18 protein-coding genes are annotated in these 16,505 nt (G+C 37.0%); all 18 read left to right on the top strand.

Features of this window, described 5'->3' with window-relative positions; genetic code table 11:
* Nucleotides 1-81 precede the first annotated feature (81 nt).
* Nucleotides 82-435, top strand: a complete 354-nt coding sequence (locus tag OWO01_RS08935) for a YojF family protein (RefSeq protein WP_268780108.1) — start codon at nucleotides 82-84, stop codon at nucleotides 433-435.
* 105 nt (nucleotides 436-540) lie between these two features.
* Nucleotides 541-1,224 (top strand): bacillithiol biosynthesis deacetylase BshB2, encoded by a 684-nt coding sequence (gene bshB2, locus OWO01_RS08930; RefSeq protein ID WP_268780107.1) that lies wholly within the window; start codon nucleotides 541-543, stop codon nucleotides 1,222-1,224.
* A gap of 61 nt (nucleotides 1,225-1,285) precedes the next feature.
* The gene (locus OWO01_RS08925; protein ID WP_268780106.1) at nucleotides 1,286-1,489 is read left to right on the top strand and encodes a PspC domain-containing protein; all 204 of its coding nucleotides are present in this window, start codon (nucleotides 1,286-1,288) and stop codon (nucleotides 1,487-1,489) included.
* The gene (locus OWO01_RS08920; protein WP_268780105.1) at nucleotides 1,486-1,848 is read left to right on the top strand and encodes a phage holin family protein; all 363 of its coding nucleotides are present in this window, start codon (nucleotides 1,486-1,488) and stop codon (nucleotides 1,846-1,848) included. Before OWO01_RS08925 ends, OWO01_RS08920 begins: the two co-directional genes overlap by 4 nt.
* 60 nt (nucleotides 1,849-1,908) lie before the next feature.
* Nucleotides 1,909-3,648: an aminodeoxychorismate synthase component I gene (gene pabB, locus OWO01_RS08915; RefSeq protein ID WP_268780104.1), complete on the top strand. Its 1,740-nt coding sequence runs from the start codon at nucleotides 1,909-1,911 to the stop codon at nucleotides 3,646-3,648.
* A 409-nt stretch (nucleotides 3,649-4,057) separates the two neighbouring features.
* Nucleotides 4,058-5,011: an HPr(Ser) kinase/phosphatase gene (gene hprK, locus OWO01_RS08910; RefSeq protein WP_268780103.1), complete on the top strand. Its 954-nt coding sequence runs from the start codon at nucleotides 4,058-4,060 to the stop codon at nucleotides 5,009-5,011.
* A gap of 18 nt (nucleotides 5,012-5,029) precedes the next feature.
* Nucleotides 5,030-5,869, top strand: a complete 840-nt coding sequence (gene lgt, locus OWO01_RS08905) for a prolipoprotein diacylglyceryl transferase (protein WP_268780102.1) — start codon at nucleotides 5,030-5,032, stop codon at nucleotides 5,867-5,869.
* Nucleotides 5,870-6,069: 200 nt separating this feature from the next.
* Nucleotides 6,070-7,032 (top strand): nucleoside recognition domain-containing protein, encoded by a 963-nt coding sequence (locus tag OWO01_RS08900; RefSeq protein ID WP_268780101.1) that lies wholly within the window; start codon nucleotides 6,070-6,072, stop codon nucleotides 7,030-7,032.
* Entirely contained in the window at nucleotides 7,007-7,645 is a 639-nt protein-coding gene (ppaX, locus tag OWO01_RS08895) for a pyrophosphatase PpaX (protein WP_268780100.1), read from the top strand. The genes OWO01_RS08900 and ppaX overlap by 26 nt, the downstream gene beginning before the upstream one ends.
* Before the next feature lie 3 nt (nucleotides 7,646-7,648).
* Nucleotides 7,649-8,155 (top strand): acyltransferase, encoded by a 507-nt coding sequence (locus tag OWO01_RS08890; protein WP_268780099.1) that lies wholly within the window; start codon nucleotides 7,649-7,651, stop codon nucleotides 8,153-8,155.
* Nucleotides 8,156-8,194: 39 nt separating this feature from the next.
* Nucleotides 8,195-9,826, top strand: a complete 1,632-nt coding sequence (locus OWO01_RS08885) for a glycerol-3-phosphate dehydrogenase/oxidase (protein WP_268780098.1) — start codon at nucleotides 8,195-8,197, stop codon at nucleotides 9,824-9,826.
* Nucleotides 9,827-10,217: 391 nt separating this feature from the next.
* Nucleotides 10,218-11,222: a tetratricopeptide repeat protein gene (locus OWO01_RS08880; RefSeq protein ID WP_268780097.1), complete on the top strand. Its 1,005-nt coding sequence runs from the start codon at nucleotides 10,218-10,220 to the stop codon at nucleotides 11,220-11,222.
* 108 nt (nucleotides 11,223-11,330) lie between these two features.
* A complete protein-coding gene (trxB, locus tag OWO01_RS08875; protein WP_268780096.1) occupies nucleotides 11,331-12,281 on the top strand; it encodes a thioredoxin-disulfide reductase in 951 nt (316 codons plus the stop codon).
* A gap of 367 nt (nucleotides 12,282-12,648) precedes the next feature.
* Nucleotides 12,649-13,119, top strand: coding sequence for an NUDIX hydrolase (locus OWO01_RS08870; RefSeq protein WP_268780095.1), 471 nt, complete (start codon nucleotides 12,649-12,651; stop codon nucleotides 13,117-13,119).
* A 33-nt stretch (nucleotides 13,120-13,152) separates the two neighbouring features.
* Complete coding sequence (gene rapZ, locus OWO01_RS08865) at nucleotides 13,153-14,034, top strand: RNase adapter RapZ (protein ID WP_268780094.1); 882 nt, start codon at nucleotides 13,153-13,155, stop codon at nucleotides 14,032-14,034.
* Between the two features lie 3 nt (nucleotides 14,035-14,037).
* The gene (locus OWO01_RS08860) at nucleotides 14,038-14,994 is read left to right on the top strand and encodes a gluconeogenesis factor YvcK family protein (RefSeq protein WP_268780093.1); all 957 of its coding nucleotides are present in this window, start codon (nucleotides 14,038-14,040) and stop codon (nucleotides 14,992-14,994) included.
* Between the two features lie 36 nt (nucleotides 14,995-15,030).
* Entirely contained in the window at nucleotides 15,031-15,969 is a 939-nt protein-coding gene (whiA, locus tag OWO01_RS08855) for a DNA-binding protein WhiA (protein ID WP_268780092.1), read from the top strand.
* Between the two features lie 148 nt (nucleotides 15,970-16,117).
* Nucleotides 16,118-16,369 (top strand): HPr family phosphocarrier protein, encoded by a 252-nt coding sequence (locus OWO01_RS08850; RefSeq protein ID WP_268780091.1) that lies wholly within the window; start codon nucleotides 16,118-16,120, stop codon nucleotides 16,367-16,369.
* Nucleotides 16,370-16,505: the final 136 nt, after the last annotated feature.

Genomic DNA, 16,505 nt, shown 5'->3' with positions numbered 1-16,505 from the left:
GTGTGGTTCAGATGCTTTGACGAATGAATGGATATTGGCTAAAGTATAGACAGATAGAAACAGTAAAGTAGAGGTGACCACATGAAAAAAATCGAACACAATACTGTACAACGATTATTAGATCAATTCATTGATAAAGTCGTTTATTTGCATTTAGAAACGACAAATGGGGCATATGCCACACATCACAATCGTGAGGCATATAATGTAGGTGTCTTTATTCGAAACGCAAAAGTAACTTTTCATCAAGCGAAAATTAGTGGAAATGAAGCTAGTTACCGTGTTGGGTTAAAAACAGCAGATGGATGGATTTATGCAGAGGGAGTAAGGGAATACGAGTTGGATCAAAAAGGGCGTTTATTGCTTGCTGGACATGATGCAGAGGGGCGTTTGTTAGTAACTTTAGAGATTAGTGAGACCCCATTCCCGTCTTAAAATACGTGTTCAAAAAAATCTCGCTTCTCATTGAGTGACTTTTTGAACAACCGATTAAAGCATCCTCAAACTAGTATCCAATACCAAGACAAAGGAGTTGTATGAATGGAAAAGCATGTTGTTGTTATTTTTCCGCATCCTGATGATGAAGCGTTTGGAGCAGCCGGAACAATTGCGCATTTCCGCAAACAAGGTGTACCTGTAACCTATCTGTGCGGCACATTAGGAGAAATGGGTAGAAATATGGGAAACCCAACTTTTGCTACGCGTGAGTCCTTACCTCAAATTCGAAAAAAGGAATTGCTTGGAGCTTGTGAAGCATTGGATATTGAAGTAGAAATGCTTGGTTATCGTGATAAAACATTAGAATTTGAAGCAAGAAAAACAATATCTACTCATTTATTGTCCCGTCTAAAAGAGTTAGAGCCGAGTTTAGTTATTACCCATTACCCTGGTTTTGCTGTACATCCAGACCATGATGCATTTGGAGCAGCTGCCATAGAAGCTGTTCAACAAATGGATCAAGATACTCGCCCAACCGTTTGGGCACTAGCAATTGCTAAGGAGAAAGAGAAGGTTTTGGGAGATGCTGATATACAATTTGATGTGAGTGTACATTTTGATGAAAAACTCGCAGCGATTAAAGCCCATCAATCTCAGGCGTTTGGTATTCTTAACGGGTTAAACCAAGGTGATGCCGATCTAGCCCAAATTGTAAAAGAACGGTTAGTAAAGGAACAATTCTATACTTGGGATTTTAGCAAAAATAGTTTGCTGATTGTTCATTGAGGAATAGATATAAATAGGTGCTACGTATCTTAACTAGGTAAAAGATAAGGAGGATGATTTCATGTCAAAACGTTTATATCGGTCCAATAGTAATGTCATGTTGACAGGTGTTCTAGGTGGAGTTGCTGAATACTTTCATGTAGATCCAACCTTAGTGCGATTAGCCTACGTTGTGCTATGGGTTTTCACTGCTGGATTTCCGCTATTTCTCCTGTACATTCTTGCAGCTATCATCATCCCAAAAAGTGATGTGTATTCAGGATGACAAGAGGAATTCTATCACTGATTCTTACTGCTATTGCACTGATTGCTGTTGCGGAACTATTTGAATCATTCTATATAGAGAGTTTTGCTACGGCATTATTAGCGAGCTTAATTTTAGCAATATTAAATACCATTGTTAAACCAATCCTTGTTGTCTTGACTTTACCAATCACCATTTTATCGTTAGGGATTTTTTTGTTTGTGATTAATGCGATTACATTAATGCTTACGCAAGCGATAATTGGCGATTCTTTCGTAATTGAAGGATTTGGGATAGCTGTATTAGCAGCCATCGTTTTAGCGATCATTAACTTAGTGCTAAATCGACTGATCAAAGATACCATTTTATTAAGTAAGTAGCATGGGGGAATTGCTCCATGCTTTTTACTTGTTAGATAAGTTTATAAGAGGTGAGCAACCATGAAAAATAACACGCTATACTTTGCGTTTGATGATGCAGCGGGAACAAAGCAATCATTATTATTTACGGATCCCATTGAAATTTATGTGGCAACGAAGATAAATCAAGTCATTGATGTATTAAATAAAGCCCAAGCTGCCGTCGATCGAGGGAAATATGTTGCTGGTTATTTATCCTATGAAGCGGCCCCAGCTTTTGAACCACGCTATCGTGTTAACCAACATTCAAAGATGCCATACGCTTGGTTTGCTGTTTTTAACGAACCAAACCAATCAGAACTACCGAGATCAGATGGTGATTACACTGTTTCGGATTGGGAACCACGAACCAGTTATTCGGAATATCAAACAGCCATTCAATCGATAAAAAAAGGAATTGAACGAGGAGATACATATCAAGTAAATTATACGACACGATTGCGAGCAACATTTACTGGTGATGATTTTGCTTTTTATCGTCAGCTTGCAAACAATCAACAAGCTTCTTATAGTGCGTATTTACGTATGGATCGTTATAGCATATTGTCTGCATCACCAGAATTATTTTTTCAAGTGAAAGATAATATCATCACGACAAAGCCAATGAAAGGTACGGTAAAACGAGGGCGGACGCAAACAGAAGACCTACAACATCAAGGTTATTTAAAAACATCAGAAAAAGAACGTGCAGAAAATTTGATGATTGTCGATTTATTGCGTAATGATATTGGGAAAATAGCGAAAAGTGGTTCCGTACATGTGCCTGAGCTGCTAACGATTGAAAAGTATCCTACAGTTCATCAAATGACTTCCACTGTAAGAGCAACATTACAAGACGGGCTTGGATTAACCGATTGGATGAAGGCGTTGTTTCCTTGCGGATCGATTACTGGTGCACCCAAAATGAAAACGATGGAGTATATTGATCAGCTAGAGGAAACACCAAGAGAAGTGTATTGTGGTGCAATTGGCTTTGTAACACCAGAAAAGCAAGCTATCTTTAATGTGCCAATTCGTACGGTAGTTATTGACCGAAACAATCAAGAAGCTACCTACGGAGTTGGTGGTGGAATAACATGGGATTCCACCGCCAATAATGAATATCAAGAGATGGCAACAAAGGCAAAATTATTGACCAGCAAACAAAAGCCTTTTTCCTTATTAGAATCGCTATTGTTAACTGATAAAACATTTCCATTGTTGGACTATCATCTAAAAAGATTGCAGACATCAGCTTCTTATTATGATTATTCTTTTAATCGTGAAGAAGTTAAAAAGTCATTGGAAAAGATTGCTGACAAGTATTCGAATGGGAGCTACAAAGTAAGGTTATTACTTGATCGTGTAGGCAGGATAGAAGTGGCAGCAGAAAGATTAGTTAATCCAGAAACACCCATCTCCTGTGTATTGGCGGAGAACCCAATTGATTCCTCAGTTATTTCTTTGTATCATAAAACAACAGATCGTTCGATTTATCAAAAACACGAGAAGGTTGACCCTGTCTATTTCTCTACATTGCTCTGGAATGAACGAGAAGAAGTTACGGAATTTACGATTGGAAATATTGTTGTTGAGAAAAATGGAAAGAAGGTAACACCACCAGTGTTTTCCGGACTGTTACCTGGCACATATCGACAATATTTATTAGACAAAGGGGAAATTATTGAGCAGTCTATTTCACTTTCTGAGCTTGAAACTGCAGAAAAAATATGGCTCATTAATGGTGTAAGAGGTTGGGTTGAAGTTTCTTTATCAAAGTAATACAAGGAAATAATTTCGTCACAATGCTCCAATTTGGTGCTAGCATGTTTAAAAAATGCTACAATAGATATTATTAGAGGATGTTCAAAAACAGATCAAATCTTAAGCATCATATTTCCTAATCAGCTCTTCTTTCTGTTGCGTTTGAAGGGTATGGCTTTATATAATATCCCGGAGTAACCGTCCGTAAGACTCCCTTTTCAAAACAACGATAATATTAAGTTGTTCACGTGAGAGTAAGGGATGCTAGTACCCCGAAGGATTGGCCCTCCTGTAGAGCTAACAATCAGTGGGGGGGATACCTAAAAGTTTAACTTTTTCAATAAAACCTATATGGCTTTGTATTTGCAACTTTTTTGAGCATGCATCACTAAAGATTACAACGTTAGTAATAGATGGAGGGAATACAATGGGAAAGGTTCAGACGAAAGACTTATTAAAGCAATTTAACTTAGAACTTATTGCTGGAGAAGAAGGTTTAGATCGAGAGTTTATCATGAGTGATATTTCTCGTCCTGGTATTGAATTAACTGGTTATTTCCGCTATTATCCGAAAGCACGATTACAGGTACTTGGAAAAACAGAGCTTTCATACTTTAAGGAACTAACGAATGAAGAGCGGATTGATCGTTGTCATAGAATGTGTACGGATGTCACGCCTTGTATCGTTGTATCTAGAGGAATGGATGTACCGAAGGAATTAGTAGAAGCTTGCAATGAAAAAAACGTACCTTTGATGCGTTCTCCATACAAAACAACGCGAGTAGTAAGTCGTCTAACCAATTTTTTAGAAGCGAAGTTTGCACCTTTCACTGCGATGCATGGTGTACTTGTTGATATTCATGGTGTTGGTGTGTTAATAACCGGTCAAAGTGGTGTTGGTAAAAGTGAGACAGCTTTAGAGCTTATAAAGCGGGGACACCGTTTGGTAGCTGATGATAGTGTGGAAATTAGACAAGAAGATTATGATCGCTTAATCGGCTCGTCTCCACAATTAATTGAACATTTATTAGAAATTCGCGGGTTAGGGATTATTAACGTCATGACTTTATTTGGTGCAAGTGCTGTTAGGTCACATAAAAAGATTGATTATGTTATTAATTTAGAACTATGGGATGAGAAAAAACAATATGACCGACTAGGGATCGATGAAGAAACAATTAAAATTATTGATGTGAAAGTACCTAAAGCTATTATTCCAGTTCGACCAGGTCGAAACTTAGCTGTAATTATTGAAGTTGCTGCAATGAATTTTCGATTGAAACGAATGGGTGTAAATGCTGCAGAAGAGTTCTCTGCCCGTTTAACAACGATGATCGATCGGGAGAAGGATAATATTCCCCTCGATATTGATATGGATTAAAGAGAGGAGTTATTTATTTTGATTGTACATGAAACACATGGTGCATTAAATCCCATTTTTATTGAAATAGGCCCAATAACTATTTATTGGTATGCTGTAATTATTGTTACGGGTATTTTAATAGCGTTATGGATGGCTACGAAAGAGTCGGTTCGTTTAGGCATGTCCCAAGAGGTTTTTGCTGATTTGTTGATGTATGCTTTACCTATAGCAATTATCTCCGCAAGATTGTATTATGTGATCTTTGAATGGCAGACTCAAGTAGTGGGACAACCTTGGTGGAAACCTTTTGCAATATGGGAAGGTGGCATTGCCATCCATGGTGCTTTAATCGGTTCTGTAATTACGGCGATTGTCTTTTGTGAAAAAAGAGGCATAGAGTTTTGGAAACTAGCTGATGTTGCTGCCCCAAGTATTATTATTGGTCAAGCCATTGGACGTTGGGGTAATTTTATGAATCAAGAAGCACATGGTGGACCTGTATCAGATACAGTTTACGAAAACTTCTTACGGTTTCTTCCAGATTTCATTGAAAATCAGATGGTAATAGACGGGGTTCTTTATCATCCCACTTTTCTTTATGAATCACTTTGGAATCTACTTGTATTGGCTGGTTTGATCTGGTTACGTAAGCGTAACCCAATTCGTGGCGAAGTTTTCTTGAATTATGTGATTTGGTATTCTGTTGGTCGTTTCTTTATTGAAGGATTACGGACAGATAGTTTGTATGTGTTTGGTTTACTAAGAACCGCTCAAGTAATTTCGCTAATTCTTGTTATTGGAAGTATTGCACTGATAATATATCGTCGAAAAAGCAATCTCGAGACAAGGCGTTATAATGGGAAGAAAATAAAATAAGATGAAGATACAATCAGTAGGTTTGCATTTTCCTTCCTCTACTGTGTTGTAAGATTGCATTAGGGAATTTGGATACCTGCTGATACTCTGTTCAGCAGGTAGTTCAATAATTTCCAAAGAATAAAGGGAAGTCATCGGATCTTTATAATATAGCAAGACGAAAAATATAGACAGAAAAGAAAAATAATGGGGGATAACGTTTGAAGGCTACATTGATAAGAGGTTTAACCAATGGAATTCAAGTTACTTGGACATTAAGTAAAATAATCTTTCCGATTACTGTCCTTGTGACAATTTTGCAACATACACCGATCCTACCACTACTGATTCAACTGTTTACACCGTTGATGAGCTGGATTGGTCTCCCGGGTGAAGCTGCTGTTCCTATCGTGCTAGGAAATAGTTTGAATTTGTTTGCAGGTATTGCTGCAATTGTATCATTTGAGTTTACGGTTAAGGAAGTATTTATTATGGCGTTAATGCTATCCTTTTCCCACAATTTATTTGTGGAATCTTCTGTTGCTGTGAAGGTTGGGATACGCTGGCCAATCGTAGTTGGGATAAGAATTGCCTTAGCCATTCTATCTGCATTGACCATTCACCTATTTTGGTCTGGAGGGCAAGAAATCGCACAATATGGATTTGTTGGTGTCGATTCATCTACACCAGAAAGTTGGGTTGCGATTGGTTATGATGGATTTTTAACAGCCGGAAGTAGCGTTCTACAACTAGCGATGATTGTCGTTCCGTTAATGGTACTTCTACAATTTTTGCGAGAGCTCGGTTGGTTGAAAAAGATATCCACTCAGTTAGCCCCATTCACAAAAATATTAGGGATGAAGCCGAATGCTTCAATGACGTTGGTGGCAGGGTTGTCGATTGGCTTAGCTTATGGTGCTGGTGTAATGGTTCAGGCAGTTAGGGAAGATGGTGTTTCCAAGAAAGATATGTATCTTGCATTAATCTTTTTGGTAGCCTGTCATGCAGTGATTGAAGACACGCTCATCTTTATTCCATTAGGCATTCCTGTCTGGCCACTATTAATTATTCGATTAACAACAGCTATTTTGTTAACCGCATTGATAGCAAGACTATGGAAGCATGCGGAATTAAAAGAAAGAAAGGACATCGTGAAAAATGAACATACGCACGATATTATTTGATTTAGATGGAACATGTATTGATACGAATGCATTAATTATCGCTTCGTTTACGCATACATTAAAAAAGCATAGCAATAAAATATATTCAGAAGAGGATATTCTTCATTTCATTGGGCCGCCACTATATGATAGCCTTGTCACGGTCGATCCTGATAACGTTGACGCAATGATTGAAACGTATCGTGCACATAATATTGAAAATCACAACCGATACGTAAAAGCATATCCTACTGTACTAGAAACAGTGAAAAAACTTCATGAAAAAGGGTTTCGCTTAGGAATTGTAACCACAAAGATGAGAGACACTGCTTTATTAGGACTCGAAATCACGGGGTTAAAACCATATTTTGAAGTAGTTATCGGGTTGGATGATGTAACCAATGCAAAGCCCCATCCGGAGCCGGTTATTAAAGCATTAACAGCATTGGGTGAAACACCGCAAACCGCATTAATGGTAGGAGATAATTATCATGACATTGAGGCAGGGCAAAATGCTGGAACGAAGACGGCTGCTGTTGCCTGGTCGATTAAAGGAAAAGAAGTCCTAGCAGGCTATCAACCTGATTATATGTTGGAAGAAATGAGCGACCTATTAACCATTCTTGAGGTGTAGCATATGCGTAATACCGAACGTTACCAAGTAAATGGACCCAATTCATTATGGCAGTTATATAAAACCGTCTCTTTTTGGAAAGTGATGAAAAACTTTGTCATTATCCAATTAGCTCGATACACACCATTTCTACCAATGAAAAATTGGTTGTATCGTGTCTGTTTGCGAATGAAGGTAGGAGAACAAACCGCTTTTGCTTTAATGGTTATGGTGGACTTGATGTTTCCTGAACGGATTTCTGTAGGAAAAAACAGTATCATAGGTTATCATACAACCATTTTAACGCATGAGTACTTAATTGACGAATATCGTCTCGGTGATGTGACCATCGGGAATGAAGTAATGATTGGTGCGAATAGCACGATTCTACCAGGCGTTACGATTGGAGATCGTGCAGTGATTTCTGCTGGAACTGTTGTACATAAAGATGTAGAAGCAGGGACCTTTGTGGGGGGAAATCCAATGCGCACGATCTATACAGCAGAAGAAATGAGTAAACGGAAAAAATAATATCTCTCTATATTAATGGATTGGAGAGGAGGATACGTAATGACTTTTTCAAACAGAAACCGAAATCAAATATCACAAACGTTAGCAAAACAAACTTTTGACTTACTGGTTATCGGTGGTGGCATCGTTGGAGCTGGAATCGCCTTAGACGCTAGTTCTCGCGGAATGAAGACAGCACTTGTTGAGATGCAGGATTTTTCGGCAGGTGCATCGAGTCGTTCAACCAAGCTTGTTCATGGTGGATTTCGTTATCTAGAGCAAAAAGAATTTAAACATGTTGCTGAAGTGGGGAAGGAAAGAGAAATCATTCATCATATTAGTCCACACATTACGAAGCCTATAATGATTTTACAACCATATTATAAGAACGGACCTCGCCAAGGGATATCTACGAAAGTAAAGCTTTCTTTATATGATTCGTTAACCGGTGTGAAGAAAAAGCAACGTCATCAAATGTTGAATAAAAAAGCAATTATGGACCTAGAGCCACTATTACAGGTGAAAAAACTACGAGGCGCTGGTTATTATCAAGAATTTCAAACAGATGATGCCCGCCTAACGATTGAAGTGTTAAAGAGGGCATGTCAGTTAGGCACCAAAGCATTAAATTATCTTAAAGTTATTTTCTTATTATATGACGATACTGGAGTTGTGAACGGGGCTGAAGTAGAGGATCAAATTACTGGAGATTGTTACCCTATTTATGCGAATAAAATCGTTAATGCAACAGGTTCATGGATAAACACCCTTCATTCAGAAGATGAAAAGCAAGCACTTCTCTCTTATACGAAAGGAATTCATCTTGTTTTTCATCGAGATGATTTTCCTATCCAACAATCAGTCTACTTCACAAATCCTGAAGATAATCGAATGATTTTCGTCTTAACAAGAGATAATAAAGTATATGTAGGAACAACAGATACACCTTACCAAGGGGACTTAGCTAATCCCAAGGTTACCTTAACAGATAAGAAGTATCTATTAGCAGCGATTTCCTCTGTTTTTCCTAACTTAGATTTAACCGAGTCAAAGATTGAGTCTAGTTGGGCAGGTATTCGTTCGTTTATCACAGAAGCAGAGAAATCACCTAGTGAATTCACTCGAAAAGAGCATATCTTTCATGAAGAATCAGGATTGGTTTCCATTACTGGTGGTAAACTAACAGGATATCGAAAAGTAGCAGAACGAATAGTTGACTATATCGCTAAGCAATTTAAGCAAGAAAGAAATATCTTATATTCTAAGTCGGAAACAAAATCAATTCCTCTATCCGGTGGTGATGTAGGAGGAATAAGCGGTTTTGAACAATTTAAACAACAACAAATAGTATATGCCAGTGATCTTCCTTTAGATGATCGGACAATTCAACAGTATATTGATCGATATGGTTCGAATGTCAATAAGATATGGGAATATGTCCGTACTGGACAGATAGAAGCAAAGGATTATCAAATCGACTTGCCCATCTATGCAGAGTTATGCTATGCATTAGAGTATGAAAGTATTTATAAGCCACTAGACTTCTTTCTAAGGCGTACTGGTGCGATATTATTTAATCGAGATTTGGTCAAGCGAAACCTCGCTGGGGTCTTAAGTTTTCTGAGTGAAAAGTTACATTGGGATATGGAAGAATCGGCATATTATGAGCGAGAATGCAGAATGTTTGAATAGACAAATAGATGATTCTATTTGTCTATTTATTTTTTAAGGAAAATATAAAATTTTTATATTTGTGGTCTACATTTCGAAACAGATATAGCTATGTTCGCCTTAGAGCGTTAAAAAATAGAAAAATTAAAAAAGCAATCTACATTAAGTCATCATTGATTAGCAAGCTTATCGTAATTCTTTATCTCCATTGGTTAGCTACGGTGGTTTCATTTTTACCGAAACTTAGCGCTTTTGTTCTTAGAAAAAATTTTGTAACATTTTCCACCTATGCATCTACTCTACTTATGGATATGAAAAAATAAGTATTTTTTTCTATAGGAAGGTTTCCCGAAATATGATATACTTCACACGTTAATAATCGAAAATACAAATAAGAAATTAGGGGAGACATATGGTTGCAAAGATGAAAAAAAATAATAAGAATAATAATGTCATCCCATTTATTGCTGACGGCGATTTTTATTTTTCAAAAGGCGTAGATGCTTTCTACAAAAGAAAATTTGATATTGCATTAAAGTGGTTGAAAAAAGCAACAGAAGCTAATCCTAAAGAGGCATTATATTCGTGTCAAATGTCGATAATATATACAGAGATTGGTGCATATCATGCAGCGAATCAAATATTAACGGAGGTTATTAAAGAGCATGGTGATCATTATTTTGATTGCTATTATTTAATTGCTAATAATTACGCTCATCTCGGTCTTATGCAAGATGCACAAAAAAATGCATCCTTGTATTTACAAAAAGATCCTGATGGCGAATTCAAAACAGAAACCGAGCAGTTGTTAATGATTTTAGAAGCTGGAATGGAAGAGGAATTTGAAGAAGATGATGATTGGTTAGAAGAAGATGAATTATTAATTTTTCAGGAAACCGTATTTTATCATTTAGAGCGCTATGAATGGGAAAAAGCGCTGCCTTTATTAGAAGAAATGATCATGATATTTCCTGAACACTTATTAGCAAAGCACGAGTATAGTTATGCACTATTCTTTTCTGGAAGAGAATCAGAAGCATTGGAACGAGAAGAGAATTGGTTAGCAGAACATCCAAATTCCATTTCGGCACGCTCTAACTTAGCTATCTTCTATTACAATCAAGGTAAGTTTGAGCAATCAGCTGTAGTAATAGATGGATTAAAGAATGTCTATCCTATTCATGCGCAACAATGTTTACGGATAGCCTTTACTTTTGCTTATACGCAAAACTATTCGGAGGCATGGAACCGGTTTTTACGTATTCCAAAATCGAAAGTGAAAGGTCACATGAATTATTATCGATATTATAGCTTGACAGTATATCATTACGAACAGAAAGATAAAGCACTTCAAATTTGGCAAGAAGGTTGTCGTCAACATGCTTTTTTACGATCTGAAAAAAAACCATGGGAATAGTTTTTTCAACAATTAGCAGTGTGAGCAAATTAGTAGACGTAAAAAACAAATCATACGATAATGGGTATAATAATCATTACGATTTAGTAGAGAAGGGATGTTAAAACAATGTCAGAAGAGCATATTTATGATGTAATTATTATTGGTGCGGGACCTGCTGGAATGACTGCTGCTGTATACACATCACGGGCAAATATGGACACATTAATGATTGAACGTGGTATTCCTGGTGGACAGATGGCAAATACCGAAGACGTTGAAAATTATCCGGGATATGAAAGTATCCTAGGTCCTGACTTATCAAATAAAATGTTTGAACATGCGAAAAAATTTGGTGCAACATACGCATATGGTGATATTTCAGAAGTACGGGACGGGAAAAAATATAAAACCATCGTAGCAGGAAATAAAGAATACAAAGCCCGAACCATTATCATTGCAACGGGAGCTAAATACAAGAAGTTAGCAGTCCCTGGTGAAGAGGAATTATCTGGTCGAGGGGTTTCTTACTGTGCGGTTTGTGATGGGGCATTTTTCAAGGATAAAGAATTGATCGTTGTTGGTGGTGGAGACTCTGCTGTTGAGGAGGGTGTATATCTGACTCGTTATGCGAGTAAAGTAACGATCGTTCATCGTCGTGATCAATTACGCGCGCAAAAAATTCTTCAAGATCGAGCTTTTAAAAATGACAAAGTCGATTTTATTTGGGATACGGTAGTAAAATCTATTAATGAAAAAGATGGGAAAGTTGGTTCACTAACTTTAGTTAATAAAAAAACTGGGGAAGAATATGAACATCAAGCAGATGGTACGTTTATTTATATTGGATTGGTTCCGTTAAGCGATCCTTTCCGTTCCTTAGGAATAACAAATGAAGAAGGCTATATCCCTACAAATGAACGAATGGAAACGTCCATACCTGGTATTTTTGCTGCCGGTGATATTCGTGAAAAAGAACTTCGTCAAATTGTAACTGCTACTGGTGATGGAAGTATCGCAGGACAAAATGCGCAAAGTTACATTGAAGAGCTGGAAGACCTCTTAGCTGAAGTGGAATAGAATTTTTTACTGCTATTGTGGATTTTTACCTTATCTTAATAGCCCTGTAACATGAATGCAATACTAATGGGGTATAATAAAATTAATTAATTAACCCCCCTTTTTTATCATATAGTACGATTAGTTGCACAGACGTTTATGTCTGTGCCTTTTTTTTCGTATTTCGTATAGGAAAGCATCACGCTTTAGCGTGATAGGACAAGGGGAGTTTGTACGTATCATTGTCTTATAAAAGATAGCTTCTGATTGACTTTTACAAGGACCGGGTGAACTTTCTCGTTTTTTCTTATCTTATAGGAGAGAGAGTGAAGTTACACTTTATTAGATTGGTGAGCGCTGTTATAGTATAATAAGGGTAAGAATATATATGAAGAGAGTGGATTTTTTGCAACGAGTAACCAATTGTTTATTAAGAGATAAAGATAAAGTATTGCTACTAAAAAAACCGAAACATGGTTGGTATGCAATGCCTGGAGGGAAGATGGAGCCAGGAGAATCCATTCAAGAGGCAGTGATACGTGAATTTCGTGAAGAAACAAATCTGCATATCGTAGACCCTGCTTTATATAGTGTCTCTACGATGGTACAGCATAAGGAGTCTGGAGAGAAAAACGAATGGATGATGTTTACTTTTCTTTGTGAGAAAAGTAAAGGTAATCTCACCGATTTTTGTCGAGAAGGAGAATTGGAATGGGTTGAACTTTCAGCTATTTCAACCTTGCCAGTTGCTCCAAGTGACAGACATATTCATGACTATGTCTTGCAACGGAAGCAATCACTTTATGCTTCATTTGAATTAGATGAAAATGATCAACTAATAGACTACAGACTTAATTGATTTCATCAATTGTTTTGAAAGGGGTAGGTTCGTTTGACAAAGGAGCAGGAAACAAAATTAGTGATTATTACGGGTATGTCAGGTGCGGGGAAAACAGTTGCAGTACAAAGTTTCGAAGACTTAGGATACTATTGTGTGGATAATTTACCACCTACATTGCTACCCAAGTTTCTTGAGTTAATGAAGGATGTTACAAATAACATTCAAAAAGTTGCTTTAGTAATGGATTTGAGAGCTAGGGAATTTTTTGATTCCTTATTTGAAGTATTAGACCAGTTAGGTGAAGCAGATTGGTTAGAGGAGCATATTTTATTTCTTGATGCTCAAGATCAAATGTTGGTGTCTCGTTATAAAGAAACAAGACGTAATCACCCGTTAGCACCGGCTGGATTACCGCTTGAAGGAATTAAACAAGAACGTCATATGTTAGGAGAATTACGCGGAAGAGCTCAACACTTTATTGATACGACGAATTTGAAACCGAAAGAATTACGAGAAAAGATCGTTCGTAAATATGGAGAAGAAGAACAAAAAATCTTTTCGGTACATGCCCTTTCTTTCGGCTTTAAATATGGAATACCGATTGATGCAGATTTAGTCTTTGATGTTCGTTTTCTACCTAATCCGCATTATGTAGAACACTTACAACCACTTACTGGATTAACAAAAGATGTAGCAGACTATGTATTCAAATGGTCAGATACACAAAAATTCATGGATAAACTGATTGATTTGTTATCCTTTATGTTGCCACAATATAAAAAAGAGGGTAAGTCACAACTTGTTATAGCGATTGGTTGTACGGGGGGCCAACATCGTTCCGTTGCATTAGCAGAACATATAACAAAGTATTATGCTCGACAATATAATACAAATGTTATTCATCGAGATATTGACAAAAGAAAGGGTCACTAATTTATGCAGGGCAAATCAAGAAAGAAAAAGGTAGTTGTGCTTGGTGGCGGTACCGGGATGCCGGTTTTACTACGTGGCTTAAAAAGGCTCGACATCGATTTGACTGCTATTGTCACGGTGGCAGACGATGGTGGAAGCTCTGGTCGCCTGCGAACAGAAATGGCCATGCCCGCACCAGGAGATATTCGTAATGTGATCGCTGCACTATCTGAAGTAGAGCCTATGATGGAGAAACTTTTTCAACATCGATTTACAACTGGTAATGGATTGACTGGACATTCCATGGGCAATTTAATCTTGGCCGCGATGAATTCAGTGACTGGTGATTTTTACAATGGAATAAAGGAAATCTCTCGTGTTTTTAATGTGAAAGGAAACATCTATCCAATTGCAAATCAAAATTTGTTTTTATACGCAGAAATGGAAGATGGAGAGATTGTTATTGGAGAATCAAAAATTCCAAAAGCAAATAAAGTGATTAAGCGAGTGTACGTTCAACCTGAAACCGTAAAGCCGTTACCTGAAGCTGTGCGAGCCGTGTTAGAAGCTGATTTAGTTGTTATTGCTCCGGGTAGTTTATATACAAGTACGATGCCCAATTTAGTAGTCCCTAAAGTTGCGGATTCATTGCGACAAACGCAAGGTAAAGTTGTATATGTTTGTAATGTCATGACACAATCAGGGGAAACAACGGGTTACACCGCTACTGATCATGCACAAGCAATTATTGACCATATTGGTAAAGGAGCCATGGATGCGATTGTGGTTCATAATAAACCAATTACTGGTGATGTGCGAAAAAAATATGCGGAGGAGAATGCAGAGCCGGTTGAATATGATATCCATCGGTTAATACATCTAGATATCGAAATCATTGAAGCAGATATCATTGATGATAAACAAACTTTATTGAGACATGATACTAATAAAGTAGCTAATTTATTATGCTCGCTTATTTAATGTCATTTGTTATCCGTAAAGTAGGAAGGTGATAATATGTCCTTTGCTTCAGAAATAAAAAAAGAAATGACACAGATTGAAAATGCCCCATGTTGTCAAGAAGCAGAACTTGCTGCATTAATTCGAATGAATGGGGCAATTTCTTTGGCAAAACAAGCTTATGTGTTGGATGTGCAGACGGAAAATGCAGCGATCGCAAGACGTATGTACACGTTAATTAAATCGCTCTATCCATATCCAATTAAATTACTTGTTCGAAAAAAAATGAAATTAAAGAAAAATAACGTTTATATCGTCCGAATCGCTGATGGAGCAAAAGAAATGCTTGCAGATCTTGATATTTTACGTGAACCATTTTCACTAGTCCGTACCATATCGGAAAAGTATATGAAGAAAAAATGTTGCAAGCGCGCCTATCTTAGGGGAGCATTTTTGGCAGGGGGATCGGTAAATAATCCAGAAACATCATCGTATCATTTAGAAATTGCTAATGCCTATCAAGAACATAATGATGCACTTTGTGCGTTAATGAACACATTTGACTTGCATTCGCGCATCTTAGAGCGAAGAAATGGCTATATTTCTTACATTAAAGAAGCAGAAAAAATTACGGAATTTCTTAATTACACAGGTGCACATCAAGCTTTACTAAAATTCGAAGATGTTCGTATTATGCGTGATATGCGAAATTCAGTTAATCGATTAGTGAACTGTGAAACAGCAAACTTAAATAAGACCATTGGTGCAGCATTTCGACAAGTGGAAAACATAAAGTATATTGAGAAAATGGTTGGTTTAGAAGCTTTACCCGACAAATTACAAGAAATCGCTAAACTTCGTGTACAACATCAAGATGTTTCATTGAAGGAACTAGGTGAATTAGTAAGTGGAAGTAAAATTAGCAAATCTGGTATAAATCATCGCTTGAAAAAAATTGATCAATTTGCTGAACAATTAAGACAACAAACAATTTAATTATTTTGAGCATGTTAAAGAATTCACCACTTTTTGTTGCTTTTAGAAACTCATACAGAATATCGTCATATTTTATGGTATAATTGGGTGCAAAGTAACATATGATCTATTGTTATGTTGATTTCCAAATTGAAAGGGGTTAATAATGATGGTGGAAAAAACTTTAGTAGTAGCTGTAGAACCTGGTTTACAAGCAGGACCTGCATCAGAGTTTGTTCAAAAAGCAAATAGCTTCTCTTCCGAAATTTTTCTAGAAAAAGGAAATCGTCGTGTGAACGCAAAAAGTATTATGGGATTATTGAGCCTAGCTGTTACAAGCGGTCAAACCATTACCTTAATTGGTGACGGTGATGATGATCAAGAAGCAATCGATACATTAGCAAATTTCTTAAGTGAATAATTCGTTTTTAATATTATCGCATTTATTTTTTATAACACAATGACAATAATAATTAATGAAAACCCCAGACAATAACGCTCTGGGTTTTTTTATACTGAAATTTAGAATGATTTGATAGAAAGCGTGGGGAGTGTGG

This window comes from Natronobacillus azotifigens, from assembly GCF_026805325.1.
Taxonomy (GTDB): domain Bacteria; phylum Bacillota; class Bacilli; order Bacillales; family Amphibacillaceae; genus Natronobacillus; species Natronobacillus azotifigens.
This window is presented reverse-complemented; position numbering and strand designations above follow the sequence as displayed.